Source organism: Isoptericola aurantiacus, from assembly GCF_044769875.1.
GTDB classification, from domain to species: Bacteria; Actinomycetota; Actinomycetes; order Actinomycetales; family Cellulomonadaceae; genus Isoptericola; species Isoptericola aurantiacus.
Genome location: NZ_JBJBAE010000001.1, coordinates 154,941 through 179,817 on the forward strand (window position 1 = coordinate 154,941; position 24,877 = coordinate 179,817).

The 24,877-nt window shown below is 68.4% G+C and carries 29 protein-coding genes; 1 reads left to right on the forward strand and 28 read right to left on the reverse strand.

All coding sequences use genetic code 11. From position 1 onward, the window contains the following. Positions 1 to 2: 2 nt before the first annotated feature. The 20 genes from rpmD to rpsJ all read right to left on the reverse strand — a co-directional run bounded on the left by rpmD (position 3) and on the right by rpsJ (position 9,279). A complete protein-coding gene (gene rpmD / locus ACIQLL_RS00680; protein WP_106267288.1) occupies positions 3 to 185 on the reverse strand; it encodes a 50S ribosomal protein L30 in 183 nt (60 codons plus the stop codon). Beyond that, complete coding sequence (rpsE, locus tag ACIQLL_RS00685) at positions 185 to 847, reverse strand: 30S ribosomal protein S5 (protein ID WP_402461859.1); 663 nt, start codon at positions 845 to 847, stop codon at positions 185 to 187. Before rpsE ends, rpmD begins: the two co-directional genes overlap by 1 nt. A 43-nt stretch (positions 848 to 890) precedes the next feature. Continuing rightward, complete coding sequence (rplR, locus tag ACIQLL_RS00690) at positions 891 to 1,262, reverse strand: 50S ribosomal protein L18 (RefSeq protein WP_402461862.1); 372 nt, start codon at positions 1,260 to 1,262, stop codon at positions 891 to 893. Further along, a complete protein-coding gene (gene rplF / locus ACIQLL_RS00695) occupies positions 1,262 to 1,798 on the reverse strand; it encodes a 50S ribosomal protein L6 (protein WP_402461864.1) in 537 nt (178 codons plus the stop codon). The genes rplR and rplF overlap by 1 nt, the downstream gene beginning before the upstream one ends. A 19-nt stretch (positions 1,799 to 1,817) precedes the next feature. Beyond that, positions 1,818 to 2,216 carry a 30S ribosomal protein S8 gene (rpsH, locus tag ACIQLL_RS00700; protein ID WP_402464588.1) on the reverse strand — a complete coding sequence of 133 codons (399 nt, stop codon included), beginning with the start codon at positions 2,214 to 2,216 and terminating at the stop codon, positions 1,818 to 1,820. A 76-nt stretch (positions 2,217 to 2,292) separates the two neighbouring features. Further along, the gene (locus ACIQLL_RS00705; protein WP_013837851.1) at positions 2,293 to 2,478 is read right to left on the reverse strand and encodes a type Z 30S ribosomal protein S14; all 186 of its coding nucleotides are present in this window, start codon (positions 2,476 to 2,478) and stop codon (positions 2,293 to 2,295) included. 1 nt (position 2,479) lies between these two features. Beyond that, positions 2,480 to 3,067, reverse strand: a complete 588-nt coding sequence (rplE, locus tag ACIQLL_RS00710; RefSeq protein WP_402461866.1) for a 50S ribosomal protein L5 — start codon at positions 3,065 to 3,067, stop codon at positions 2,480 to 2,482. A gap of 1 nt (position 3,068) precedes the next feature. Beyond that, a complete protein-coding gene (gene rplX, locus ACIQLL_RS00715) occupies positions 3,069 to 3,410 on the reverse strand; it encodes a 50S ribosomal protein L24 (protein ID WP_402461869.1) in 342 nt (113 codons plus the stop codon). A 2-nt stretch (positions 3,411 to 3,412) separates the two neighbouring features. Then, positions 3,413 to 3,781, reverse strand: coding sequence for a 50S ribosomal protein L14 (rplN, locus tag ACIQLL_RS00720; protein ID WP_172152867.1), 369 nt, complete (start codon positions 3,779 to 3,781; stop codon positions 3,413 to 3,415). Between the two features lie 133 nt (positions 3,782 to 3,914). Then, positions 3,915 to 4,199: a 30S ribosomal protein S17 gene (gene rpsQ, locus ACIQLL_RS00725; RefSeq protein WP_402461872.1), complete on the reverse strand. Its 285-nt coding sequence runs from the start codon at positions 4,197 to 4,199 to the stop codon at positions 3,915 to 3,917. 7 nt (positions 4,200 to 4,206) lie between these two features. Further along, positions 4,207 to 4,446 (reverse strand): 50S ribosomal protein L29, encoded by a 240-nt coding sequence (rpmC, locus tag ACIQLL_RS00730; protein ID WP_402461875.1) that lies wholly within the window; start codon positions 4,444 to 4,446, stop codon positions 4,207 to 4,209. After that, complete coding sequence (gene rplP, locus ACIQLL_RS00735) at positions 4,446 to 4,865, reverse strand: 50S ribosomal protein L16 (RefSeq protein ID WP_402461878.1); 420 nt, start codon at positions 4,863 to 4,865, stop codon at positions 4,446 to 4,448. Before rplP ends, rpmC begins: the two co-directional genes overlap by 1 nt. Before the next feature lie 3 nt (positions 4,866 to 4,868). Next, a complete protein-coding gene (gene rpsC, locus ACIQLL_RS00740; RefSeq protein WP_402461881.1) occupies positions 4,869 to 5,714 on the reverse strand; it encodes a 30S ribosomal protein S3 in 846 nt (281 codons plus the stop codon). Beyond that, positions 5,714 to 6,082, reverse strand: coding sequence for a 50S ribosomal protein L22 (gene rplV / locus ACIQLL_RS00745; RefSeq protein WP_402461884.1), 369 nt, complete (start codon positions 6,080 to 6,082; stop codon positions 5,714 to 5,716). The genes rpsC and rplV overlap by 1 nt, the downstream gene beginning before the upstream one ends. 44 nt (positions 6,083 to 6,126) lie before the next feature. After that, positions 6,127 to 6,408: a 30S ribosomal protein S19 gene (gene rpsS / locus ACIQLL_RS00750; RefSeq protein ID WP_402461887.1), complete on the reverse strand. Its 282-nt coding sequence runs from the start codon at positions 6,406 to 6,408 to the stop codon at positions 6,127 to 6,129. Between the two features lie 15 nt (positions 6,409 to 6,423). Continuing rightward, the gene (rplB, locus tag ACIQLL_RS00755; protein ID WP_402461889.1) at positions 6,424 to 7,260 is read right to left on the reverse strand and encodes a 50S ribosomal protein L2; all 837 of its coding nucleotides are present in this window, start codon (positions 7,258 to 7,260) and stop codon (positions 6,424 to 6,426) included. A 31-nt stretch (positions 7,261 to 7,291) separates the two neighbouring features. Next, positions 7,292 to 7,594 (reverse strand): 50S ribosomal protein L23, encoded by a 303-nt coding sequence (gene rplW / locus ACIQLL_RS00760; RefSeq protein ID WP_402461892.1) that lies wholly within the window; start codon positions 7,592 to 7,594, stop codon positions 7,292 to 7,294. After that, positions 7,591 to 8,298, reverse strand: coding sequence for a 50S ribosomal protein L4 (gene rplD / locus ACIQLL_RS00765; RefSeq protein WP_402461894.1), 708 nt, complete (start codon positions 8,296 to 8,298; stop codon positions 7,591 to 7,593). The genes rplW and rplD overlap by 4 nt, the downstream gene beginning before the upstream one ends. 5 nt (positions 8,299 to 8,303) lie before the next feature. Next, positions 8,304 to 8,957, reverse strand: a complete 654-nt coding sequence (gene rplC / locus ACIQLL_RS00770) for a 50S ribosomal protein L3 (protein WP_402461897.1) — start codon at positions 8,955 to 8,957, stop codon at positions 8,304 to 8,306. Positions 8,958 to 8,970: 13 nt separating this feature from the next. Continuing rightward, entirely contained in the window at positions 8,971 to 9,279 is a 309-nt protein-coding gene (gene rpsJ / locus ACIQLL_RS00775; protein WP_013837837.1) for a 30S ribosomal protein S10, read from the reverse strand. Between the two features lie 489 nt (positions 9,280 to 9,768). Here rpsJ and ACIQLL_RS00780 point away from each other — a divergent pair, with 489 nt between their 5' ends. Next, positions 9,769 to 10,830 (forward strand): M12 family metallopeptidase, encoded by a 1,062-nt coding sequence (locus ACIQLL_RS00780; protein ID WP_402461900.1) that lies wholly within the window; start codon positions 9,769 to 9,771, stop codon positions 10,828 to 10,830. A 95-nt stretch (positions 10,831 to 10,925) separates the two neighbouring features. On the opposite strand, the gene tuf is transcribed toward ACIQLL_RS00780, so the two are convergent. The 8 genes from tuf to rplJ form a co-directional block, all read right to left on the reverse strand. Next, on the reverse strand, positions 10,926 to 12,122 hold the full coding sequence (gene tuf, locus ACIQLL_RS00785) for an elongation factor Tu (RefSeq protein WP_402461903.1): 1,197 nt from the start codon (positions 12,120 to 12,122) through the stop codon (positions 10,926 to 10,928). 126 nt (positions 12,123 to 12,248) lie between these two features. Beyond that, the gene (fusA, locus tag ACIQLL_RS00790; RefSeq protein WP_402461906.1) at positions 12,249 to 14,351 is read right to left on the reverse strand and encodes an elongation factor G; all 2,103 of its coding nucleotides are present in this window, start codon (positions 14,349 to 14,351) and stop codon (positions 12,249 to 12,251) included. Positions 14,352 to 14,466: 115 nt separating this feature from the next. Then, positions 14,467 to 14,937 carry a 30S ribosomal protein S7 gene (rpsG, locus tag ACIQLL_RS00795; RefSeq protein WP_402461908.1) on the reverse strand — a complete coding sequence of 157 codons (471 nt, stop codon included), beginning with the start codon at positions 14,935 to 14,937 and terminating at the stop codon, positions 14,467 to 14,469. Continuing rightward, positions 14,937 to 15,311, reverse strand: a complete 375-nt coding sequence (rpsL, locus tag ACIQLL_RS00800; RefSeq protein ID WP_106267324.1) for a 30S ribosomal protein S12 — start codon at positions 15,309 to 15,311, stop codon at positions 14,937 to 14,939. The genes rpsG and rpsL overlap by 1 nt, the downstream gene beginning before the upstream one ends. Before the next feature lie 472 nt (positions 15,312 to 15,783). Next, complete coding sequence (locus tag ACIQLL_RS00805) at positions 15,784 to 19,665, reverse strand: DNA-directed RNA polymerase subunit beta' (RefSeq protein ID WP_402461911.1); 3,882 nt, start codon at positions 19,663 to 19,665, stop codon at positions 15,784 to 15,786. A gap of 58 nt (positions 19,666 to 19,723) precedes the next feature. Then, the gene (gene rpoB, locus ACIQLL_RS00810; RefSeq protein WP_402461914.1) at positions 19,724 to 23,236 is read right to left on the reverse strand and encodes a DNA-directed RNA polymerase subunit beta; all 3,513 of its coding nucleotides are present in this window, start codon (positions 23,234 to 23,236) and stop codon (positions 19,724 to 19,726) included. Between the two features lie 489 nt (positions 23,237 to 23,725). Next, the gene (gene rplL / locus ACIQLL_RS00815; protein ID WP_402461917.1) at positions 23,726 to 24,115 is read right to left on the reverse strand and encodes a 50S ribosomal protein L7/L12; all 390 of its coding nucleotides are present in this window, start codon (positions 24,113 to 24,115) and stop codon (positions 23,726 to 23,728) included. A 78-nt stretch (positions 24,116 to 24,193) separates the two neighbouring features. Further along, positions 24,194 to 24,724 carry a 50S ribosomal protein L10 gene (gene rplJ / locus ACIQLL_RS00820; protein WP_402461920.1) on the reverse strand — a complete coding sequence of 177 codons (531 nt, stop codon included), beginning with the start codon at positions 24,722 to 24,724 and terminating at the stop codon, positions 24,194 to 24,196. Positions 24,725 to 24,877 lie beyond the last annotated feature (153 nt).

Consider the following 24,877-nt stretch of genomic DNA (forward strand, 5'->3'; position numbering starts at 1 on the left):
GCTCACTCGACCTCCTCGACGGTGACGAGGTGCGCCACCGTGGTGACCATGCCACGGATCTCCGGGCGGTCCTCCTTCACGGCGGTGTCGCCGATCCGCTTGAGGCCGAGGGTCCGCAGCGTGTCACGCTGGTTCTGCTTGCCGCCGATGGCGGACTTGACCTGGGTGACCTTCAGGCGAGCCATCACGCACCCACCTTCTCGTCGCCCTTGCCCGACTTCGCGGCGAGACCGGCGGCCTGCGCACGCAGCAGCGGGGCCGGAGCCACGTCCTCGAGCGGCAGCCCACGGCGCGCCGCGACGGCGGCCGGCTCCTCGAGACCCTTGAGGGCCGCGACGGTGGCGTGCACGATGTTGATCGCGTTCGAGGAACCGAGCGACTTGCTCAGCACGTCGTGGATACCGGCGCACTCCAGCACGGCGCGCACCGGACCGCCGGCGATCACACCGGTACCCGGAGAGGCGGGACGAAGGAAGACGACCCCCGCGGCCTCCTCACCCTGGATGGGGTGCGGGATGGTGCCCTGGATGCGCGGGACGCGGAAGAAGTTCTTCTTCGCCTCCTCGACACCCTTGGCGATCGCCGAGGGCACCTCCTTGGCCTTGCCGTAGCCGACACCGACGGTGCCGTCGCCGTCGCCCACCACGACCAGCGCGGTGAAGCTGAAGCGGCGGCCGCCCTTGACGACCTTGGAGACGCGGTTGATCGTGACGACGCGCTCGACGAACGCGTTCTTGTCGTCCCGCGGGTTGTTGCGGCGGTCGTCGCGCCGGTTCGAGCGGCGACCGTCGTTCTTGGACTCGTTGGCGCCCTGGGGGGCGCCGGTGTTGCGCTGCCCTGCAGCCATCAGAGGATCCTCATCTTCCGTGCGAACTCGGGGTGGTCGGCCATCACAGGTCCAGCCCCTTCTCCCGGGCGCCGTCGGCGACCGCAGCCACCCGACCGTGGTACTTGTTGCCGCCGCGGTCGAAGACCACGGCGTCGATCCCGGCGGCCTTCGCACGCTCGGCGACGAGCTCGCCGACCTTGCGGGCCTTGGCGGTCTTGTCGTCGTCCGACGCACGCAGGTCGGCCTCGAGGGTCGAGGCGGAGACGACGGTCTTGCCGACCGTGTCGTCCACGACCTGGGCGACCATGTGCCGCGACGACCGGGTCACGACGAGGCGCGGACGCTCCGTGGTGCCCTTGATCTTCTTGCGCAGGCGCAGGTGACGGCGCTGACGAGCGACGGTCTTGCCCTTGCCCAGAACCTTGAGAGCCATCACTTACCAGCCTTTCCGACCTTGCGACGGACGACCTCGTCGGCGTACCGCACACCCTTGCCCTTGTACGGCTCGGGCTTGCGGATCTTGCGGATGTTCGCAGCGACCTCGCCGACCTGCTGCTTGTCGATGCCGGCCACCGAGAACTTCGTCGGGCTCTCCACCGCGAAGGTGATGCCCTCCGGTGCGGAGACCTTCACCGGGTGCGAGAAGCCGAGGGCGAACTCGAGGTCCTGCCCCTTGGCCGCCACGCGGAAGCCGGTGCCGACGATCTCGAGCTTCTTTTCGTAGCCCGCGGTCACGCCGGTGATCATGTTGGCCAGCAGGGTGCGGGTCAGGCCGTGCAGGGCACGCGACTCGCGCTCGTCGTCAGGACGGCTGACCTTGAGGCTGCCGTCGTTCTGCTCGACGGTGATGGGGGCGGCGACCGTGTGCTCCAGGGACCCCTTGGGGCCCTTGACGGTCACGAGCGCGCCGCTGATGGTGATCTCCACGCCGGACGGGACCGGAACGGGGAGCTTGCCGATTCGAGACATGGCGTCTCTCCTTTCCGGATTACCAGACGTAGGCGAGGACCTCGCCGCCCACACCCTTGGCCTGGGCCTGACGGTCCGTCAGGAGGCCGGAAGAGGTGGACAGGATGGCCACGCCGAGGCCGCCGAGGACCTTGGGCAGGTTGGTGGACTTCGCGTAGACGCGCAGGCCGGGCTTCGACACGCGACGCACGCCGGTCAGGGCGCGCTCGCGGCTCGGGCCGTACTTGAGGTTGAGGGTCAGGTCCTTGCCCACCCTCGCGTCCTCGACGGTCCAGCCGGTGATGTAGCCCTCGCTCTGGAGGATCTCCGCGATGCGCGACTTCAGCTTCGAGAACGGCATGGTGACCGTGTCGTGGTGCGCCGAGTTCGCGTTGCGCAGACGCGTCAGCATGTCTGCGATCGGGTCGGTCATAGTCATTGGGCTCTTGCCCTTCCTCGCCGGGGTATCCGTGCGGTGCTCGACGAGCACCGCACGGACCTACGGCGTAGTGGTTTTACCAGCTGCTCTTGGTGACGCCGGGGAGCTCGCCACGGTGGGCCATCTCCCGCAGGCAGATCCGGCACAGGCCGAACTTGCGGTAGACCGAGTGCGGCCGGCCGCAGCGCTGGCACCGGGTGTAGGCGCGGACGGCGAACTTCGGCTTGGCGTTCGCCTTGTTGATCAGGGCCTTCTTCGCCATGTCAGCTGCCTTCCTTGAAGGGGAAACCGAGACGGCGCAGCAGGGAGCGGCCCTCGTCGTCGGTCGTCGCCGTGGTCACGACCGTGATGTCCATACCGCGGACGCGGTCGATCTTGTCCTGGTTGATCTCGTGGAACATCGACTGCTCCGTGAGACCGAACGTGTAGTTGCCGTGGCCGTCGAACTGCTTGGGCGACAGCCCGCGGAAGTCGCGGATGCGCGGCAGCGCGACCGACAGCAGACGGTCGAGGAACTCCCACATGCGGTCACCGCGCAGCGTGACGTGGGCGCCGATCGGCATGCCCTCGCGCAGCTTGAACTGGGCGATCGACTTCTTCGCCCGGTTGATCGCCGGCTTCTGACCGGTGATCGCGGTCAGGTCGCGGATCGCGCCCTCGATGAGCTTCGAGTCCTTGGCGGCGTCACCGACACCCATGTTGACGACGATCTTCGTCAGACCGGCGACCTGGTGGATGTTGGAGTGGCCGAACTCCTCCTGGAGCGCCGAGAGGATCTCCTCGCGGTACTTCTGCTTGAGGCGCGGCACGTCCGGGGCCACCGGGACGTCTTCGTGAGTCGTCGCAGCCATATCAGATGTCCTTCCCGGAACGCTTGGCGTAGCGGACGCGCACCGTGCGGGTGCGACCATCCTGCTCGACCTCCTCGAGGCGGAAGCCCACGCGGGTCGGCTTCTTGGTCTCGGGGTCGACCAGCATCACGTTGGACACGTGGATCGGCGCCTCGACGGTCTCGATGCCACCCGTGCGCGTCCCGCGCGCCGACTGGCCCGCCTTGACGTGCTTGGTCACGCGCTGGATGCCCTCGACCACGACACGGTCGGTGTCGGAGAGGACCTCGAGCACGCGGCCCGTCTTGCCCTTGTCGCGACCGGCGACGACGATCACCTGGTCGCCCTTCTTGATCTTCGCCATGGTCAGAGCACCTCCGGAGCCAGCGAGATGATCTTCATGAAGCGCTTGTCGCGCAGCTCACGGCCGACCGGGCCGAAGATGCGGGTGCCACGGGGCTCCCCGTCGTTCTTGAGGATCACGGCGGCGTTCTCGTCGAACTTGATGTAGGAACCGTCGGGACGACGGCGCTCCTTGACGGTCCGGACGATGACGGCCTTGACCACATCGCCCTTCTTCACGTTGCCGCCCGGGATCGCGTCCTTGACGGTGGCGACGATGGTGTCGCCGATACCGGCGTAGCGACGTCCGGATCCACCGAGAACGCGGATGCAGAGAATCTCCTTGGCACCCGTGTTGTCGGCGACCCGCAGTCGCGACTCCTGCTGGATCATCGATTGATCTCCTGTCGTCGAGCTGGTTCTCGGCCCGGGTGGTCCCGGGCGAGCCTGGCCGAACGGATAGTTTGCTGTGGCACGGGCCGGTGCATACGTGTGTCACACCGGTCCCGGCCGGGGAAGGTCAGGACTACTTGGCCTTCTCGAGGATCTCCACCAGACGCCACCGCTTGGTCGCGGACAGCGGGCGGGTCTCCATGATGACGACCAGGTCGCCGGTGCCGGCGGTGTTCTGCTCGTCGTGCACCTTGACCTTGTTGGTACGGCGCATGACCTTGCCGTAGAGCGGGTGCTTCACGCGGTCCTCGACCTCGACGACGATGGTCTTGGCCATCTTGTCGCTGACGACGTAGCCGCGACGCACCTTGCGGGATGCCCGCTCCTCGGTGGTCACCGTCTCGGTGTTGTCACTCATCAGTGCCTCACTCACTCACGCTCGGGGCCGTACGGATGCCGAGCTCGCGCTCGCGCAGGACCGTGTAGATCCGCGCGATGTCGCGCTTGACCGCCTTGAGGCGGCCGTGCGACTCGAGCTGGCCGGTGGCGGCCTGGAAGCGAAGGTTGAAGAGCTCTTCCTTCTGCTCCTTGAGCTTCGCCACGAGAGTCTCGTCGTCGAAGCCGTCGAGGTCGGCGGGGGCAAAGCCCTGGGTACCGATAGCCATCAGTTCGCACCACCTTCGCGCACCACGAAACGGCACTTCATGGGGAGCTTGTGCATCGCGCGGCGCAGGGCCTCGCGTGCCAAGTCCTCGGGGACACCGGCCAGCTCGAAGACGATACGGCCGGGCTTGACGTTGGCCACCCACCACTCGGGCGAGCCCTTGCCGGAACCCATGCGGGTCTCGGCGGGCTTCTTGGTGAGCGGGCGGTCCGGGTAGATGTTGATCCAGACCTTGCCGCCACGCTTGATGTGGCGGGTCATCGCGATACGAGCAGCCTCGATCTGCCGGTTGGTGACGTAGGCGGGCTCGAGAGCCTGGATGCCGTAGTCGCCGAACGAGATCGTGGTGCCACCCTTGGCCATGCCGGAGCGCTTCGGGTGGTGCTGCTTGCGGTGCTTGAGCCTGCGGGGGATCAGCATGACTCAGGCCTCCGTTCCGGACTCGGGGGCCGCGGCCTGCTCGGCCGGGGCCGGCGCGTCGGACGCTGCGGGCGCCTCGGCAGCGGACTGCTGCTTCGGCTGCGCCGGACGCTCGTTGCGGTCGTTGCGGCGAGGCCCACGACGCTCGCCACCACGGGCACCACGGCCCTGGCGCGGACCGGCGGCGGCCTGCTGCGCGGCGAACTCCTTCTCGGTGAGGTCGCCCTTGTAGATCCAGACCTTGACGCCGATACGACCGAAGGTCGTGCGGGCCTCGAAGAAGCCGTAGTCGATGTTCGCGCGCAGCGTGTGCAGCGGCACACGACCCTCGCGGTAGAACTCCGACCGGCTCATCTCGGCGCCGCCGAGACGACCGGCGACCTGGACGCGGATGCCCTTCGCCCCGGCGCGCTGCGCGGACTGGATGCCCTTGCGCATGGCACGGCGGAAGGAGACACGGCTCGCCAGCTGCTCGGCGATGCCCTGCGCGACGAGCTGAGCGTCGATCTCCGCGTTCTTGACCTCGAGGATGTTCAGCTGGACCTGCTTGCCCGTGAGCTTCTCGAGCTCGCCGCGGATGCGGTCGGCCTCGGCACCACGGCGACCGATGACGATGCCGGGACGCGCCGTGTGGATGTCCACGCGGACGCGGTCACGCGTGCGCTCGATCTCGACCTTGGAGATGCCGGCCCGCTCGAGGCCGGTGCTCATCAGCTTGCGGATCTCGACGTCCTCACGGACGTAGTCGCGGTACCGCTGACCAGGCTTGGTGCTGTCGGCGAACCAGCGCGACCGGTGGTCGGTGGTGATGCCGAGGCGGTACCCGTGCGGGTGAATCTTCTGCCCCACTATCGGGCCCCTTCCTTCTGCTCACGCGGTGCGACGACCACGGTGATGTGGCTGGTGCGCTTGAGGATCTGGCTCGCACGCCCCTGTGCCCGCGGCCGGAACCGCTTGAGCGTCGGCCCCTTGTCCACGTACGCCTCGGAGACCACGTACTCGGTCTCGTCGAAGCGCTCGCTCGCGCGGTCGGCCTTCACCCGGGCGTTCGCCACGGCAGACTCGACGACCTTGCGGACGGGCTCGCTCGCGGCCTGCGGCGCAAACTTCAGCACCGCGACGGCCTCGCCGGCCTGCTTGCCACGGATGAGGTCCACGACGCGCCGGGCCTTCTGGGGCGTGACACGGACGAACCGCGCCTGCGCCTTGGCTTCCATTGCTGTCCTGCTTCCTTTTCTCAGACCGTCGGGATCGACGCCGCTCAGCGGCGACGGCCCTTACGGTCGTCCTTCACGTGGCCGCGGAAGGTCCGCGTGGGGGCGAACTCGCCCAGCTTGTGGCCGACCATCGACTCGGTCACGAAGACCGGGACGTGCTTGCGACCGTCGTGCACGGCGAAGGTGTGACCGAGGAAGTCGGGCGTGATGACCGACCGACGGGACCAGGTCTTGATGACGTTCTTGGTCCCCTTCTCGTTCTGGACGTCCACCTTCTTCTGCAGGTGGTCGTCGACGAAGGGGCCCTTCTTCAGGCTACGAGGCATCTGTCAGGCTCCTTATCAGCGCTTCTTGCCGGTGCGACGACGGCGGACGATCAGCCGGTCGCTGGACTTGTTCGGACGGCGGGTCCGGCCCTCGGGCTGGCCCCACGGGCTGACCGGGTGGCGACCACCGGAGGTCTTGCCCTCACCACCACCGTGCGGGTGGTCGACCGGGTTCATGACGACACCGCGGACGGTCGGGCGGACGCCCTTCCAGCGCATGCGGCCGGCCTTGCCCCAGTTGATGTTCGACTGCTCGGCGTTGCCCACCTCGCCGACCGTGCCGCGGCAGCGGAGGTCGACGTTGCGGATCTCCCCGGACGGCATGCGCAGCTGCGCGTACGGGCCGTCCTTCGCGACGAGCTGCACCGAGGCGCCCGCGGAGCGGGCGATCTTGGCGCCGCCACCGGGGCGGAGCTCCACGGCGTGGATGACCGTACCGGTCGGGATGTTGCGCAGCGGCAGGTTGTTGCCGGGCTTGATGTCGGCGCCGGGGCCGGCCTCGACGGTGTCACCCTGCGACAGCTTGGTCGGCGCGATGATGTAGCGCTTCGTGCCGTCCGCGTAGTGCAGCAGCGCGATGCGCGCCGTGCGGTTCGGGTCGTACTCGATGTGCGCGACCTTCGCCGGCACGCCGTCCTTGTCGTGACGACGGAAGTCGATCACGCGGTAGGCGCGCTTGTGGCCACCGCCCTTGTGGCGGGTCGTGATCCGACCGGAGTTGTTGCGACCGCCCGTCTTCGACAGGGGACGGACCAGCGACTTCTCCGGCTCCGAGCGCGTGACCTCGACGAAGTCGGCGACGCTCGAGCCACGGCGGCCGGGCGTCGTCGGCTTGTGCTTACGGATTCCCATGGAAGTTGTCCTCGATCTGCTCTCGTCCGGCTCAGCCGACCGGACCACCGAAGATGTCGATCGAACCCTCGCGGAGGGTGACGATCGCACGCTTCGTGTCCTTGCGCTTGCCCAGGCCGTAGCGCGTGCGACGCGCCTTGCCCTTGCGGTTGATCGTGTTCACCGAGGCGACCTTCACGCCGAACACCTGCTCGACCGCGATCTTGATCTCGGTCTTGTTGGAGTCCGGCGCCACGACGAAGGTGTACTTGCCCTCGTCGAGGAGGTTGTAGGACTTCTCGGAGACGACCGGCGCGATCAAGATGTCGCGCGGGTCCTTCGTCACGGCGGTCACTTGGTGGCCTCCTTCTCGGACGCAGCCTCGGCGGCCTCGGTCTCCGTCGCGACGGCCTTCACCGACTTGCCCGTGGTCGGGCCCGCCAGGAACGCCTCGAGCGCGCCGGAGGTGAAGACGACGTCGTCGGAGACGAGCACGTCGTAGGTGTTGAGCTGGTCCGCGGTCAGCAGGTGGACCTGCTCGACGTTGCGGAGCGACTTGATGGTCAGCTCGTCGGAACGCTCGGTGACGACCAGCACGTGCGTGCGGTCGGTCAGCGCGGCGATCGTGGTCAGCGCCTTGCGGGTCGACGGCACGCCGTCGATCCCGAAGCCCGAGACCACGTGCACGCGGCCGGCGCGGGCCCGGTCGGAGAGGGCACCGCGCAGGGCGGCGGCCTTCATCTTCTTCGGGGTGCGCTGGTCGTACTTGCGCGGCTGCGGGCCGTGGACGGTGCCACCACCGGCGAACTGCGGGGCGCGGGTCGAACCCTGGCGGGCGCGGCCGGTGCCCTTCTGCTTGTACGGCTTCTTGCCACCACCGCGGACCTCGCCGCGGGTCTTGGTGGACGCGGTGCCCTGTCGCGACGCGGCGCGCTGGGCGACCACCACCTGGTGGATCAGCGGGACGTTCGTGGCGACGTCGAACACCTCGGCCGGGAGCTCGGCGGTGCCGGCCTTCTTGCCCGAGGCGTCGAGCACGTCGACAGTCTGGTCAGCCATCGGTCTCAGGCTCCCTTCGCGGCAGTACGGACGAGGACGACGCCGCCCTTGGGGCCGGGGACCGCGCCCTTGACGAGCAGCAGGCCCTTCTCCGCGTCGACCGCGTGGACGGTCAGGTTCTGGACGGTCTTGCGGGCGTGGCCCATCCGACCGGCCATGCGCATGCCCTTGAAGACGCGCGACGGCGTGGAGGCGCCACCGATCGAGCCGGGCTTGCGGTGGTTGCGGTGCGCACCGTGGGAGGCGCCGACGCCGGAGAAGCCGTGTCGCTTCATGACACCGGCCGTGCCCTTGCCCTTGGTGGTGCCGACGACGTCGACCACGGCACCGGCCTCGAACACGGCGGCGGTGATCTCCTGGCCGAGCGTGTACTCGCCGGCGGACTCGGTGCGGACCTCGGCCACGTGACGGCGCGGCGTGACGCCGGCCTTCTCGAAGTGGCCCTTGAGGGGCTTGGTCACCTTGCGCGGGTCGATCTGCCCGGCGGCGAGCTGGACGGCGGCGTAGCCGTCGGCCTCCGCGTCGCGCACCTGCGTCACCACGTTGGTGGGGACGGCCACGACGGTGACCGGGACGAGCTTGCCTGCCTCGTCCCACGTCTGCGTCATACCGAGCTTGGTGCCGAGCACCGCGGTCACGTTCTTCTGCTGGTTGCTCATATCTCTTCCAGCCTCAGAGCTTGATCTCGATGTTCACGTCCGCGGGCAGGTCGATACGCATCAGCGAGTCGACGGCCTTCGGCGTGGGGTCGATGATGTCGATGAGCCGCTTGTGCGTACGCATCTCGAAGTGCTCGCGGCTGTCCTTGTACTTGTGAGGCGACCGGATGACGGTGAAGACATTCTTCTCCGTCGGCAGCGGCACCGGACCCACGACCGTCGCACCAGCGCGAGTGACCGTGTCGACGATCTTGCGCGCCGAGCTGTCGATCACCTCGTGGTCGTAGGACTTGAGCCGGATGCGGATCTTCTGTCCCGCCATGGCGTCGTCTGACTCTCTCTCTCGAACCGCTACTGTCCGACCCCCGCGCTCGGGCGTGTCGTGTGTGACGACAGACCCGGGCGCACACCGAACCGGCGTGGGGCCGTTGGATGTGGTCCGCGGTGCGGACCACGACGTTGTGCAGAGCCTGTCGAGCCGTGTGTCTCGTGGGGCGCTCGTGCGTGTCGACAGCCGGCATCCCCACGTCCCCCTCACGCGGAGGGGGGCCGCTCCAGGTACCACCACCGACCGGAAGGCCGTGGCGTGTACCGCGGTGCTACACACTGTTCGACACGAGAAAGAACGCGCCCGTGACAGGCAACCTGACTAGTGTTGCACACCAGGCGCGCCGGGCCAAGTCCTCCCAGGTGTGACCTGCGCCGTATCACGGCCGCCTGCACGGCTCTCCCCTCCCACGAGGCGACGTCTCGCCGCCCCGCCCGCCGGCGCGACGCCGTCGGGCCGCCTTGTCGAGAGGAAGTGGTGGGCATGTCAGGCACCGACCGTCCCGCGGAAGGCTGGACGTACTGCGACGTCAGGCCGCGGTCCGCGCCGGACCTCGCGCCGGACCTCAACCCGCGTCGCGCATCGCTCATCCGGGTCGTCCGGGCCAAGTGGGTCAACGGCACCGTGCTGCACTACCGCCTGACACCTGCGGACGAGCAGGCAGGCGGTCCACCGCCCCAGCTCGACGCGGTGCGCGACGCCTTCGCCGCCTGGAAGGCACTGGGTATCGGTCTGGACTTCGTCGAGGTCGCCGACCCCGCGGCCGCCGAGGTCCGGGTGACCTTCGACCAGTCGGACGGCAGCTGGTCGTACGTGGGTCGCGACGTGCTCGGCATCGCCCACGACGAGCCGACCATGAACTTCGGCTGGGACCTGACCACGCCGTGGGGTCGCGTCACCGCGCTCCACGAGATCGGCCACACCCTGGGGTTCCCGCACGAGCACCAGAACCCGAACGCCGGCATCGTCTGGGACGAGCCCCGGGTGATCGCCGAGTTCTCGGCACCCCCCAACAGCTGGTCCGAGGCGCAGGTCCGGCACAACATCCTGCGCAAGCTCGACCCCGCCGAGGTCGAGGGCTCGACCTGGGACCCCGAGTCGGTCATGCACTACCCGTTCGACCCGGGTCTCATCCTGCAGCCGGAACGGTACGGTCGCGAGGGTGTCCCGGCCCCGGACGGCCTCTCCGAGGACGACGAGGCGTGGGTGCTGCGGTGGTACCCCGGCCTGGAGCCCGACCCTCCGCGCCTGGAACCCGGCAGGTCGGTCCCCCTGGAGCTCGCGGCCGGCGGCCAGGCCGACCTCGTCGTGGAGCCGGCCGCGACGCGCGACTACCGGATCGGCACCTTCGGCGACGCCGACACGTTGCTCGTCGTCTTCGAGGAGGTCGACGGCGAGCCGTCGTTCCTCGCCGGCGACGACGACAGCGGCCAGGACCGCAACGCGCTCGTCACCGTCCGGATGCGCGCGGGACGCCGCTACGTCGTCCGGGTCCGGCTCTACTCCGCGTGGACGTCGGGATCCACGGCGGTCATGCTCTGGTGAGCACGACGAAGGGGCCCAGGCGTCGTGCGACGCCTGGGCCCCTTCGTGCGCCGGTCGGCGGCGGGGCGGACCCCGTCACGCCGACCGGCAGGCGATCACTTGGTGATCTTGGTGACGCGACCCGAACCGACCGTGCGACCACCCTCACGGATGGCGAAGCCGAGGCCCTCCTCCATGGCGATCGGCTGGATCAGCTCGACCGACATCTCGGTGTTGTCGCCGGGCATGACCATCTCGGTGCCCTCGGGCAGCGTGATGACGCCGGTGACGTCCGTGGTCCGGAAGTAGAACTGCGGACGGTAGTTCGAGTAGAACGGGTTGTGACGGCCACCCTCGTCCTTGCCCAGGATGTAGACCTGCGCCTCGAAGTTCGTGTGCGGGGTGATCGAACCCGGCTTCACGACGACCTGGCCGCGCTCGACGTCCTCGCGCTTGAGACCACGCAGCAGCAGACCGGTGTTGTCGCCCGCCTGGGCCTGGTCCATCTGCTTGTGGAAGGTCTCGATACCGGTGACGGTCGTCTTCTGCGGGGAGCGGATGCCGACGATCTCGACCTCGGAGTTGATGTCGAGCGCGCCGCGCTCCACCTTGCCGGTGACGACGGTGCCGCGACCGGTGATGGTGAAGACGTCCTCGACGGGCATGAGGAACGGCTTGTCGAGGTCGCGCTGCGGCTCCGGGACGTTCTCGTCCACGGCCTCCATGAGCTCCACGATCTTCTGGGTCCACTCGGGGTCACCCTCGAGGGCCTTCAGACCGGAGACGCGGACGACCGGAGCGTTGTCGCCGTCGAACTCCTGCGACGACAGCAGCTCGCGGACCTCCATCTCGACGAGCTCGAGGAGCTCCTCGTCCTCGACCATGTCGGACTTGTTCAGCGCCACGAGCAGGTAGGGGACGCCCACCTGGCGGGCCAGGAGGACGTGCTCGCGCGTCTGGGCCATCGGGCCGTCCGTCGCGGCGACCACGAGGATGGCGCCGTCCATCTGCGCCGCACCCGTGATCATGTTCTTGATGTAGTCGGCGTGACCCGGGGCGTCGACGTGCGCGTAGTGACGGTTGGGCGTCTCGTACTCGATGTGCGCGATGTTGATCGTGATACCGCGCTGCTTCTCCTCGGGCGCGGCGTCGATCGTGTCGAAGGCCTGGGCGGTGTTCGCCGGCAGGTCCGGGTACGTCTCGGCGAGCGTCTTCGAGATCGCAGCCGTCAGCGTCGTCTTACCGTGGTCGACGTGACCGATGGTTCCGATGTTGACGTGCGGCTTGGTCCGCTCGAACTTGGCCTTAGCCACTGGGGTCCTCCTGGGACTTGGGTAGATGTTCCGAACGTTGCGAGTGTCGGCCGATCAAGCCTAACCCTCGGGGCGTTGCGGTTTCCTACAGGTTGATGGTTGTGCAGGTGTTCGACCTGTGGGGACTCACTCGCCCCGGGTCTTCTTGATGATCTCCTCAGCCACGGCCTTGGGAACCTCGCCATAGCTGTCGAACTGCATCGAGTACACGGCGCGGCCCTGCGTCTTGGAACGCAGGTCCCCGATGTACCCGAACATCTCGCTCAACGGTACCTGGGCGCGAACGACCTTGACGCCGGTCGCGTCCTCCATGGACTGGATCAGCCCACGCCGCGAGTTGATGTCGCCGATCACGTCGCCCATGTACTCCTCGGGCGTGCGCACCTCGACGGCCATGATGGGCTCCAGCAGCACCGGGTCGGCGCGTCGGACACCCTCCTTGAACACCATGGAGCCGGCGATCTTGAACGCCATCTCCGAGGAGTCGACGTCGTGGTACGCACCGTCGAGGAGCGTGGCCTTGACGCCGACGACCGGGAAGCCTGCCAGCACACCCTGCTGCATGGCCGCCTGGATACCGGCGTCCACCGACGGGATGTACTCGCGCGGGATCCGGCCACCGGTGACCGAGTTGTCGAACTCGTAGAGCTCGCCCTCGGTGGTCTCCAGCGGCTCGAAGGTCACCTGGACCTTCGCGAACTGGCCGGAACCGCCGGTCTGCTTCTTGTGCGTGTAGTCGATCTTCTCCGCCTTGCGACGGATCGTCTCGCGGTACGCGACCTGCGGCTTGCCCACGTTCGCCTCGACCTTGAACTCCCGCTTCATGCGGTCGACCAGGATGTCGAGGTGGAGCTCGCCCATACCGCCGATGACGGTCTGGCCGGTCTCCTCGTCCAGCTTGACGCGGAACGTCGGGTCCTCCTCGGCGAGCTTCTGGATCGCCGTGGAGAGCTTCTCCTGGTCCGCCTTGGTCTTCGGCTCGATCGCCACGTCGATGACCGGCTCCGGGAAGGTCATCGACTCGAGGATGACCGGCGAGTCCGGTGCGCTCAGGGTGTCACCCGTGGTGACGTCCTTGAGGCCGATGAAGGCGTAGATGTGGCCGGCCTGTGCCTCGGGGACCGGGTTCTCCTTGTTGGAGTGCATCTGGAAGAGCTTGCCGATGCGCTCCTTCTTGCCCTTGGTCGTGTTGAGGACCTGGGCGCCCTGCTCGACCCGGCCCGAGTACACGCGCACGTAGGTGAGCTTGCCGAAGAACGGGTGCGAGGCGACCTTGAACGCCAGCGCCGAGAACGGCTCGCCGGCGTCGGAGTGACGCTCGATGACCTGCTCCTCGTCCTTGACGTCGTGGCCCTGGACGGCCGGGACGTCGAGGGGCGAGGGGAGGTAGTCGATCACGGCGTCGAGCATGGGCTGCACGCCCTTGTTCTTGAACGCCGAGCCGCACAGGACCGGGAAGGCCTCCGAGTTGACGACCAGCTTGCGGATGCCGCCCTTGATCTCGTCGATCGTCAGCTCTTCGCCGCCCAGGTACTTCTCGAGCAGCTCCTCGTCGGACTCCGCGACGGCCTCGATGAGCTCGCTGCGGTACTCCTCGGCCTTGGCCTGGAGGTCCGCCGGGATCTCCTCGACGTCGTACGTCTCGCCCAGCTTGGTCTCGCCGTGCCAGACGAGCGCCTTCATCTGCAGCAGGTCGACGACGCCGGTGAAGTCGTTCTCGGCGCCGATCGGCAGCTGGATGACGAGCGGCTTCGCCTTGAGGCGCTCGACGATCGTCTTCACGGTGAAGTAGAAGTCGGCGCCCAGCTTGTCCATCTTGTTGACGAAGCAGATGCGCGGGACGTCGTACTTGTCGGCCTGGCGCCAGACGGTCTCCGACTGGGGCTCCACGCCCTCCTTGCCGTCGAAGACGGCGACGGCGCCGTCGAGGACGCGCAGCGAGCGCTCCACCTCGACGGTGAAGTCGACGTGACCCGGGGTGTCGATGATGTTGATCTGGTTGTCGTTCCAGTAGCAGGTCGTCGCGGCCGACGTGATCGTGATGCCGCGCTCCTGCTCCTGCTCCATCCAGTCCATCGTCGACGCACCGTCGTGCGTCTCACCGATCTTGTAGTTGACACCCGTGTAGTACAGGATGCGCTCGGTGGTGGTGGTCTTGCCGGCATCGATGTGGGCCATGATGCCGATGTTGCGGACCTTCTTCAGGTCGGTCAGCACGTCAAGTGCCACGGTGTCTTACCCCTCGGGTCAGTGGGACGTCGGAAACCGGGGCCGGAGGCCCGGCCCCCGGCCGGATCCGGATCCGCGGACGACCCCGGGGGTGACCCGGGGTCGTCCGTGCGCATCACCAGCGGTAGTGCGCGAAGGCCTTGTTCGACTCGGCCATCTTGTGCATGTCCTCGCGACGCTTCACCGCGGCACCGAGGCCGTTGGACGCGTCGAGGATCTCGTTCATCAGACGCTCGGTCATCGTCTTCTCGCGACGGGCGCGGGAGAAGTCGGTGAGCCAGCGCAGCGCGAGGGTCGTCGAGCGCGACGGGCGCACCTCGACCGGCACCTGGTAGGTGGCGCCACCGACACGGCGGGAGCGGACCTCGAGGGCCGGGCGGACGTTCTCCAGCGCGCGCTTGAGCACGACGACCGGGTCCTGGTCCGTCTTGGCACGGACACCCTCGAGGGCGCCGTAGACGATCGCCTCGGCGGTGGACTTCTTGCCGTCGAGCAGGACCTTGTTGATCATCTGCGTGACGACGGGCGACCCGTACACGGGGTCGACGATGAGCGGCCGCTTGGGGGCCGGACCCTTGCGGGGCATCAGGCCTTCTCCTTCTTCGCGCCGTACCGGGAACGCGCCTGCTGACGGCCCTTGACACCCTGGGTGTCGAGCGCGCCGCGCACGATCTTGTAGCGGACGCCGGGAAGGTCCTTCACACGGCCGCCGCGCACGAGCACGATCGAGTGCTCCTGGAGGTTGTGGCCCACACCGGGGATGTAGGCCGTGACCTCGATGCCGGAGGAGAGCTTCACGCGCGCCACCTTGCGGAGGGCGGAGTTCGGCTTCTTGGGGGTGGTGGTGTACACACGGGTGCACACGCCGCGCCGCTGCGGGGAACCCTTGAGGGCCGGGGTCTTCGACTTCCCGGCCTTCGAGGTCCGGCCCTTGCGGACGAGCTGCTGGATCGTAGGCACTACGTCTCCGTCGTCTCTCGAGCTCACGAGGGCCGGGGCCGGCCCTCGACGGTGGTCTGTCTGGCTTGTGCGTGCCGATCGCAGGCAGCACCCGCGGCCCTCGCGGACCGCAACGCCACTTACCACCGGCTCGATGGCCCGGGTCTGCTCCCCCGCCCTCTCAGGCGGTCCGAGCGTCGTTCCCGGGATGCCCGCGCGCACAGTCGGCGGTACCTCCGGCTGGCCTCCCGAGCACCAGTTCTCGGCTGCTCAGGGCTACCAGCGGGATGCACGGCACGACGGCACGGGCACGGCTTCCAAGACTACCCGCGGGAGCAAGCGGGGTCAAAGGATGAGACGACGACGCCGGTGTGACGTCGGTCGCCTGGTTGCCGGGGTAGGCGAGAACGCCGCGAGGTAGCACTCCGGCCCGGAACGGATCCGGGCCGGGAGGTGCTACCTCGCGGCGTTCTCGCCTACCTCGCAGGGACGATCAGCGGAAGTCGCCGAAGTCCAGGTCCTCCAGCGGGATCGCCTCGCCCGAGCCCATGCCGAGCGTCGGGAAGTCGATCTCGTCGTAGCCGAAGCTCGGGTAGAGCTCGGCCTTGGCCTGCTCGGTCGGCTCCACGTCGATGTTCCGGTAGCGGGACAGACCCGTGCCGGCCGGGATGAGCTTACCGATGATGACGTTCTCCTTGAGGCCCAGCAGCGGGTCACGGCGGCCGCTCATCGACGCCTCGGTGAGCACGCGGGTCGTCTCCTGGAAGGAGGCGGCCGAGAGCCACGAGTCGGTGGCGAGCGACGCCTTGGTGATACCCATCAGCTCCGGGCGGCCGGCGGCCGGCTGGCCACCCTCCGCCACGGCCTTGCGGTTCGCGTCCTCGAAGCGGGCACGCTCCGCGAGCTCACCCGGCAGCAGGTGGGCGTCACCGGCGTCGAGCACGGTCACACGACGCAGCATCTGCCGCACGATGACCTCGATGTGCTTGTCGTGGATGTCCACGCCCTGCGACCGGTAGGTCTCCTGCACCGCGTCCACGAGCTGCTTCTGGGCGGCTCGCGGGCCGAGGATGCGCAGCACCTTCTTCGGGTCGACCGCGCCCTGGACCAGCTGGGTGCCGACCGTGACGTGGTCGCCGTCGGCGATCAGCAGGCGGGCACGCTTGGTGACCGGGTAGCGGATCTCCTCACCGCCGTCGTCCGGGGTCAGCACGAGGTGACGCGTGCGCTCCGTGTCCTCGATGGCCACGGTGCCCGTGTACTCCGCGATGGGCGCCTCACCCTTCGGCGTGCGGGCCTCGAAGAGCTCGGTCACACGGGGCAGACCCTGCGTGATGTCCTCGGCCGAGGCCACACCACCGGTGTGGAAGGTCCGCATCGTCAGCTGGGTGCCGGGCTCACCGATCGACTGGGCCGCGATGATGCCCACGGCCTCACCGATGTCCACGAGCTTGCCCGTGGCCAGCGACCGGCCGTAGCACTTGGCGCACGTACCGACGCGCGACTCGCAGGTCAGGACCGAGCGGACCTTGACCTCCTCGATGCCGGCGGCGATGACCTCGTTGATGATGAGGTCGCCCGCGTCGGAGCCCGCCTCCGCGATGACCGTGCCGTCCTTCGCCACGACGTCCGTGGCGAACGTGCGCGAGTAGATCGACGTCTCCACGCGGGCGTCCGGCACGAGCTGGTCGCCGATGCGCTCGGCGACCGGCAGCGGCAGGCCGCGCTCGGTGCCGCAGTCCTCCTCGCGGACGATGACGTCCTGCGAGACGTCCACCAGACGACGGGTCAGGTAGCCGGAGTCCGCGGTCCGCAGCGCCGTGTCCGCCAGGCCCTTGCGGGCACCGTGCGAGGCGATGAAGTACTCGAGGACGGACAGGCCCTCGCGGTAGTTGGACTTGATCGGGCGCGGGATGATCTCGCCCTTCGGGTTCGCCACGAGGCCGCGCATACCGGCGATCTGACGGACCTGCATCCAGTTACCGCGGGCACCCGAGGAGACCATGCGGTACAGGGTGTTCCGCTGGTCGCTCTCGAGGTTCTCGCGCATGGCCGCGGCGATCTTGTCGGTCGCCTGGGTCCAGATCTCGATGAGCTCCTGACGGCGCTCGTCGTCGGTGATCAGACCCTTCTCGTACTGGCCCTGGACCTTCAGCGCACGAGCCTCGTGCTCGTCGATGATCTCGTCCTTGGCCAGCGGCATGGCGACGTCCGTGATCGAGATCGTCACGCCCGACCGGGTCGCCCACCGGTAGCCGGCGTCCTTCAGCGCGTCCAGCGCCGTGGCGACGTCGACCTTCGGGTAGCGCTCGGCGAGGTCGTTGACGATCGTCGAGAGCTCCTTCTTGCCGACGACCTCGTTCTGGTACGGGTAGTCGACCGGCAGCGCCTCGTTGAAGAGCGTGCGCCCCAGCGTGGTCTCGAACAGGAGCGTCCGACCGGGCTCCCAGCCCTCCGGCGCCTCGAAGCCGCGCAGCGGCGGCACGAGGTCCGACATCCGCATCTTGATCGTCGCGTTGATGTCGAGCTCGCGACGGTCGAACGCCATGAGCGCCTCGGCCTGCGACGAGAACACCCGGCCCTCGCCCAGCGCACCCGGGCGCTCGGCCGTCAGGTGGTGCAGACCGATGATCATGTCCTGCGAGGGCATGGTCACCGGACGACCGTCCGACGGCTTGAGGATGTTGTTGCTCGAGAGCATCAGGATGCGGGCCTCGGCCTGCGCCTCGGCGCTCAGCGGCAGGTGGACCGCCATCTGGTCGCCGTCGAAGTCCGCGTTGAAGGCGCCGCACACGAGCGGGTGCAGGTGGATGGCCTTGCCCTCGACGAGCTGCGGCTCGAACGCCTGGATGCCCAGACGGTGCAGCGTCGGCGCACGGTTGAGCAGCACGGGGTGCTCGGTGATGACCTCCTCGAGCACGTCCCACACCACGGCGCGGGTGCGCTCGACCATCCGCTTGGCGGACTTGATGTTCTGGGCGTGGTTGAGCTCGACGAGCCGCTTCATGACGAAGGGCTTGAACAGCTCCAGGGCCATCTGCTTGGGCAGACCGCACTGGTGCAGCTGCAGCTGCGGGCCGACGACGATGACCGAACGGCCCGAGTAGTCGACGCGCTTACCGAGCAGGTTCTGGCGGAAGCGCCCCTGCTTGCCCTTGAGCATGTCGGAGATCGACTTCAGCGGCCGGTTGCCCGGACCGGTGACGGGACGGCCGCGGCGGCCGTTGTCGAACAGCGAGTCCACGGCCTCCTGGAGCATCCGCTTCTCGTTGTTGACGATGATCTCCGGCGCGCCCAGGTCCAGCAGCCGCTTGAGGCGGTTGTTGCGGTTGATGACGCGGCGGTACAGGTCGTTGAGGTCCGACGTCGCGAAGCGGCCACCGTCGAGCTGCACCATCGGGCGCAGGTCCGGCGGGATGACCGGTACGGCGTCGAGCACCATGGCGGTCGGCGAGTTCGTCGTCGTCAGGAACGCGTTGACGACCTTGAGCCGCTTGAGAGCACGCGTCTTGCGCTGGCCCTTGCCGGTGCGGATGATCTCGCGCAGCGACTCGGCCTCGGCGTCCAGGTCGAAGCTCTCCAGACGCTTCTGGATCGCCGCGGCACCCATCGAGCCCTCGAAGTAGGTGCCGAACCGGTCGACGAGCTGGCGGTACAGCATCTCGTCGCCCTCGAGGTCGGCGACCTTGAGGTTCTTGAACCGGTCCCAGACCTGCTCGAGGCGGTCGAGCTCGGCGTCCGAGCGCTTGCGCAGCTGCGCCATCTCGCGCTCGGCGGAGTCGCGCACCTTGCGGCGCGCGTCGGCCTTGGCACCCTCGGCCTCCAGCTCGGCCAGGTCGGACTCGAGCCGGGTGGCGCGGATGTTGATGTCGTTGTCGCGCCGGTCGGTGATCTCCTTGCGCTCCACGTCGATCTCGTTCTGGAGGTTCGGGAGGTCCTCGGTGCGCGCCTCCTCGTCCACCCACGTGATCATGTAGGCGGCGAAGTAGATGACCTTCTCCAGGTCCTTGGGCGCCAGGTCGAGCAGGTAGCCCAGACGGGACGGCACACCCTTGAAGAACCAGATGTGGGTCACGGGCGCGGCGAGCTCGATGTGGCCCATGCGCTCACGGCGCACCTTGGAACGGGTCACCTCGACGCCGCAGCGCTCGCAGATGATGCCCTTGAAGCGCACGCGCTTGTACTTGCCGCAGTAGCACTCCCAGTCCCGGGTGGGGCCGAAGATCTTCTCGCAGAAGAGTCCGTCCTTCTCGGGCTTGAGGGTGCGGTAGTTGATGGTCTCGGGCTTCTTCACTTCACCGTGCGACCAGGAACGGATGTCCTCGGCCGTGGCCAGGCCGATGCGCAGCTCGTCGAAGACGTTGACGTCGAGCAAGATGTCCTACTTCCTCAAAGCTTTTCGGATGTTTTCCGGGGTTCAGCTGGTCGCTGGATCAGATCTCGTCGACCGTGGTCGCCGAGTTCGGGCGGCGGGAGAGGTCGATGCCGAGCTCCTCCGCGGCGCGGTAGACCTCGTCGTCGGACTCCTTCATCTCGATGGAGACGCCGTCGCTCGAGAGCACCTCGACGTTCAGGCACAGCGACTGCATCTCCTTGAGGAGCACCTTGAACGACTCCGGGATGCCCGAGTCGGGGATGTTCTCGCCCTTGACGATGGCCTCGTACACCTTGACGCGGCCCGGGATGTCGTCGGACTTGATCGTGAGCAGCTCCTGGAGCGTGTACGCGGCGCCGTACGCCTCGAGCGCCCACACCTCCATCTCGCCGAAGCGCTGACCACCGAACTGCGCCTTACCGCCCAGCGGCTGCTGGGTGATCATCGAGTACGGGCCGGTCGAGCGGGCGTGGATCTTGTCGTCGACCAGGTGGTGGAGCTTGAGGATGTACATGTAGCCCACGGCCACCGGGTCCGGGAACGGCTCGCCGGAACGGCCGTCGAACAGCGGCGCCTTGCCGTCGAGCCCGACCATGCGGTCGCCGTCACGGTTCGGCAGCGTCGTGGAGATCAGGCCGCGCAGGGCGTCCTCCTCCAGACCGTCGAACACCGGCGTGGCCACCGGGACGCCCGGCTCGGAGCTCTTGGCGTGCTCCGGCAGCTTGTCGCGCCACTCCAGGTCGTCGCCCTCGGCCAGCTCCACGTCCCAGCCCCGGCTGGCGACCCAGCCGAGGTGGGTCTCGAGCACCTGGCCGACGTTCATCCGGCCGGGCACACCGAGCGGGTTGAGCACGATGTCCACGGGCGTGCCGTCGGGAAGGAACGGCATGTCCTCCTGCGGCAGGATCTTGGAGATGACGCCCTTGTTGCCGTGGCGGCCGGCCAGCTTGTCGCCCACCGTGATCTTGCGGCGGTTGGCGATGTAGACGCGCACCAGCTGGTTGACACCGGCGGGCAGCTCGTCGCCGTCCTCGCGGTTGAACTCACGCACGCCGATGACCGTGCCGGACTCGCCGTGGGGCACCTTGAGGGACGTGTCGCGCACCTCGCGGGCCTTCTCGCCGAAGATGGCGCGCAGCAGGCGCTCCTCCGGGGTCAGCTCGGTCTCACCCTTGGGCGTCACCTTGCCGACCAGGACGTCGCCGGCGCCGACCTCGGCACCGATGCGGATGATGCCGCGCTCGTCGAGGTCCGCCAGGACCTCCTCGGAGACGTTCGGGATGTCCCGCGTGATCTCCTCGGGGCCGAGCTTGGTGTCGCGGGCGTCGACCTCGTGCTCCTCGATGTGGATCGAGGACAGGACGTCGTCCTCCACGAGGCGCTGCGACAGGATGATCGCGTCCTCGTAGTTGTGGCCCTCCCACGACATGAACGCCACGAGCAGGTTGCGGCCGAGCGCGAGGTCGCCCTCGTCGGTGGCCGGACCGTCGGCGAGCACGGAGCCCACCTCGACACGCTGACCGGCGTCGACCAGCACGCGCTGGTTGTAGCTGGTGCCCTGGTTCGAGCGGCGGAACTTCGCCACGCGGTAGGTCGACGTCGTCGCGTCGTCGTTCTCGACCACGATGAGGTCGGCCGAGACCTGCGTGACCACGCCGGGCTTGTCGGCGGCGATGACGTCACCGGCGTCGACGGCGGCACGGCGCTCCATGCCGGTACCGACCAGCGGCGCCTCGGACCGCACCAGCGGCACGGCCTGGCGCTGCATGTTCGCGCCCATGAGCGCGCGGTTGGCGTCGTCGTGCTCGAGGAACGGGATGAGCGCGGTGGCCACGGAGACCATCTGGCGCGGGGAGACGTCCATGAAGTCCACGTCGGCGGCCAGGACGTCGTCCGTCTCGCCGCCCTTGGTGCGGACCAGGACGCGGTCGAGCGCGAAGGAGCCGTCCGCGTTGAGCGACGTGTTCGCCTGCGCGATGACGTAGCTGTCCTCGTCGTCGGCCGTGAGGTAGACGACCTCGTCGGTCACGCGACCCGCCACGACCTTGCGGTACGGGGTCTCGATGAAGCCGAACGGGTTGATGCGGCCGAACGAGGCGAGCGAACCGATGAGACCGATGTTCGGGCCCTCGGGCGTCTCGATCGGGCACATGCGGCCGTAGTGCGACGGGTGGACGTCGCGGACCTCCATGCCGGCACGGTCCCGGGACAGACCGCCCGGACCCAGCGCGGACAGCCGGCGCTTGTGCGTCAGACCCGCCAGCGGGTTGTTCTGGTCCATGAACTGCGACAGCTGCGAGGTGCCGAAGAACTCGCGGATCGACGCCACGACGGGGCGGATGTTGATCAGCGTCTGCGGCGTGATGGCCTCGACGTCCTGCGTCGTCATCCGCTCGCGCACGACCCGCTCCATGCGGGACAGGCCGGTGCGCACCTGGTTCTGGATGAGCTCGCCGACCGCGCGGATGCGGCGGTTGCCGAAGTGGTCGATGTCGTCGGTCTCGACGCGCACGTCGTACGGCTGGCCGTCGCGGGTGCCGGCGATGGTGGTCTTGTCGGCGTGCAGCGCGGCCAGGTACTTGATGGTCGCGACGACGTCGGTCACCGACAGCGTGCTGTCGCTCAGCTCGGCGCTGACGCCGACCTTCTTGTTCAGCTTGTAGCGGCCGACCTTCGCCAGGTCGTAGCGCTTGGGGTTGAAGTAGAAGTTCTCGACCAGCGCGCGGCCCGCCTCGACCGTGGGCGGCTCGCCCGGGCGGATCTTGCGGTAGAGGTCCACCAGGGCCTCGTCCTGCGTGTGGACGTGGTCCTTCTCGAGGGTGTCGAGGATCGTCGGGAAGTCCGCGAACTCCTCGCGGATCTCCGACTCCGTCAGACCGAGGGCCTTGAGCAGGACGGTGACGGGCTGCTTGCGCTTGCGGTCGACGCGGACGCCGACGGCGTCGCGCTTGTCGATCTCGAACTCCAGCCAGGCGCCGCGCGACGGGATCATCTTCGCCGAGAAGACGTCCTTGTCGCTGGTCTTGTCCGGGGTGCGCTCGAAGTACACGCCCGGGGACCGGACGAGCTGCGAGACGACGACGCGCTCGGTGCCGTTGATGACGAAGGTGCCGCGGTCGGTCATGAGCGGGAAGTCGCCCATGAACACCGTCTGGCTCTTGATCTCACCGGTGGTGTAGTTGACGAACTCCGCCGTGACGAACAGCGGGGCCGCGTAGGTGAAGTCCTTCTCCTTGCACTCGTCGACCGTGTACTTCGGCGGCTCGAAGCGGTGGTTGGAGAACGACAAGGACATCGACTGACCGAAGTCCTCGATGGGGGAGATCTCCTCGAAGATCTCCTCGAGGCCGGAGGCGCCGGGGACGTCGTGGCGGCCGGCCTCGAGCGCGGCGGCCACGCGGGCCTGCCAGTCCTCGTTGCCCAGGAGCCAGTCGAAGCTCTCGACCTGGAGCCCGAGGAGGTCGGGGGCCTGGAGGGGCTCGAAGATCCTGGCGAAGGAGACGCGGCGGGAGGCGGTGCGGTTCGCGATGGCGTCGGCGGACGGAGCAGAAGGGGTGCGCGAGGCAGCCAAGAGGGGTCCTTCCCTGCAGTTCGGTGGCACGCTGTACGCTTCGTCGTGCGACGGGCGCCGGACCGCGGGATGACAGCACCGTCCCGAGGGGTCACCAGGGGCGACGAGAGCGGGGCGGTTGGTCGGCGGGAGGGCGTCAGGGCACAGGCGAGCGCAAAGCGCTAGCGTAGCCGAAGTCGTCGAACAAGTCCACCCGCGTGGGCGCGCGAGCAGACGTCCTCGGCTTCGTCGTGTTCTGAGGACGTTGTCTCGGTGGCCGCCATATGCCGCCCAAGAAACGGTACCCACCAACGTTACCCGCGCCGTCGGCCCCGCGCCACCGCCATCGGGGAGCCGTTGCTCACACTCCCCCGCTCCCACACCGTTCCCTCACCTGGCCACGCTCGCGCCGGCAGCGAGGACGACGAAGGCCCGCACCCCCGAGGGGTGCGGGCCTTCGTCGTCGATCCGCGCGCGGATCACCGGTGAGTGCGGCTCACGCCGCGCGACTCACTTGAGGGTGACGGAGGCCCCGGCGCCCTCGAGCGCCTCCTTGGCCTTCTCCGCGGCGTCCTTGTCGACGCCCTCCAGGACCGGCTTCGGCGCGCCGTCGACCAGGTCCTTGGCCTCCTTGAGACCGAGGGACGTGAGCGCGCGCACCTCCTTGATGACCTGGATCTTCTTGTCGCCGGCACCCTCGAGGATGACGTCGAACTCGGACTGCTCCTCGGCAGCCTCCTCGCCGCCACCGGCGGCGGGGGCACCCGCGACGGCCACGGCGGCCGGGGCGGCGGCGGTGACGTCGAACTTCTCCTCGAAGGCCTTCACGAACTCGGAGAGCTCGATGAGGGTCAGCTCCTCGAAGACGGACAGGAGCTCGTCGGTGCTGAGCTTCGCCATGATGGCGTTCCTTTCATTCAGCGCTTCGCGGGCCGGTCGGCCCGCCAGAAGCAGGGTGGTGTGTCGGCGCTGCGCCACTCAGGCGGCAGCGCCCGCCGATTCCTGCTTCTGGCGCAGGGCATCGATGACTCGGGCGACCTGGGTCGGCTTGGCGTTGAAGACGTAAGCGGCCTGGTTGACCTTGGCCTTCATCGCACCGGCCGCCTTGGCCAGCAGAACCTCGCGGGACTCGAGGTCCGCGAGCTTCGTGATCTCCGCAGCGGTCAGGGCGTTCCCGTCGAGGACACCGCCCTTGATGACCAGTGCAGGGTTCGCCTTGGCGAAGTCACGCAGTCCCTTCGCGGCCTCGACCGGGTCCCCGGTCACGAACGCGATCGCGGAAGGACCCTGGAGGTCGGCGTCGAGACCCTCGACTCCGGCCTCCTTGGCCGCGATGGTGGTCAGCGTGTTCTTCACCACGGCGTAGGTTGCGTTGCCGCGCAGCGACCGCCGCAGCTCCTGGAGCTGCGAGACGGAGAGCCCGCGGTACTCGGTCAGCACGGCCGCGCTGGAGTCACGAAGCTTGTTCGTGATCTCCGCGACGGCGGCTGCCTTGTCCGGCCTCGCCATGGCAATCCTTCCGGTGGTGGAGCCACCGGTCACCCCGGGAAAGAGAAAGAGCCCCGGCGCAGGCGCACGGGGCTCGGATGCTCATGGTCGAGACCGTGAGATCGTCATCGTGTCACCTGCGCAGGCCTCCGCTGCTCTCGCGGGACTTCGGTC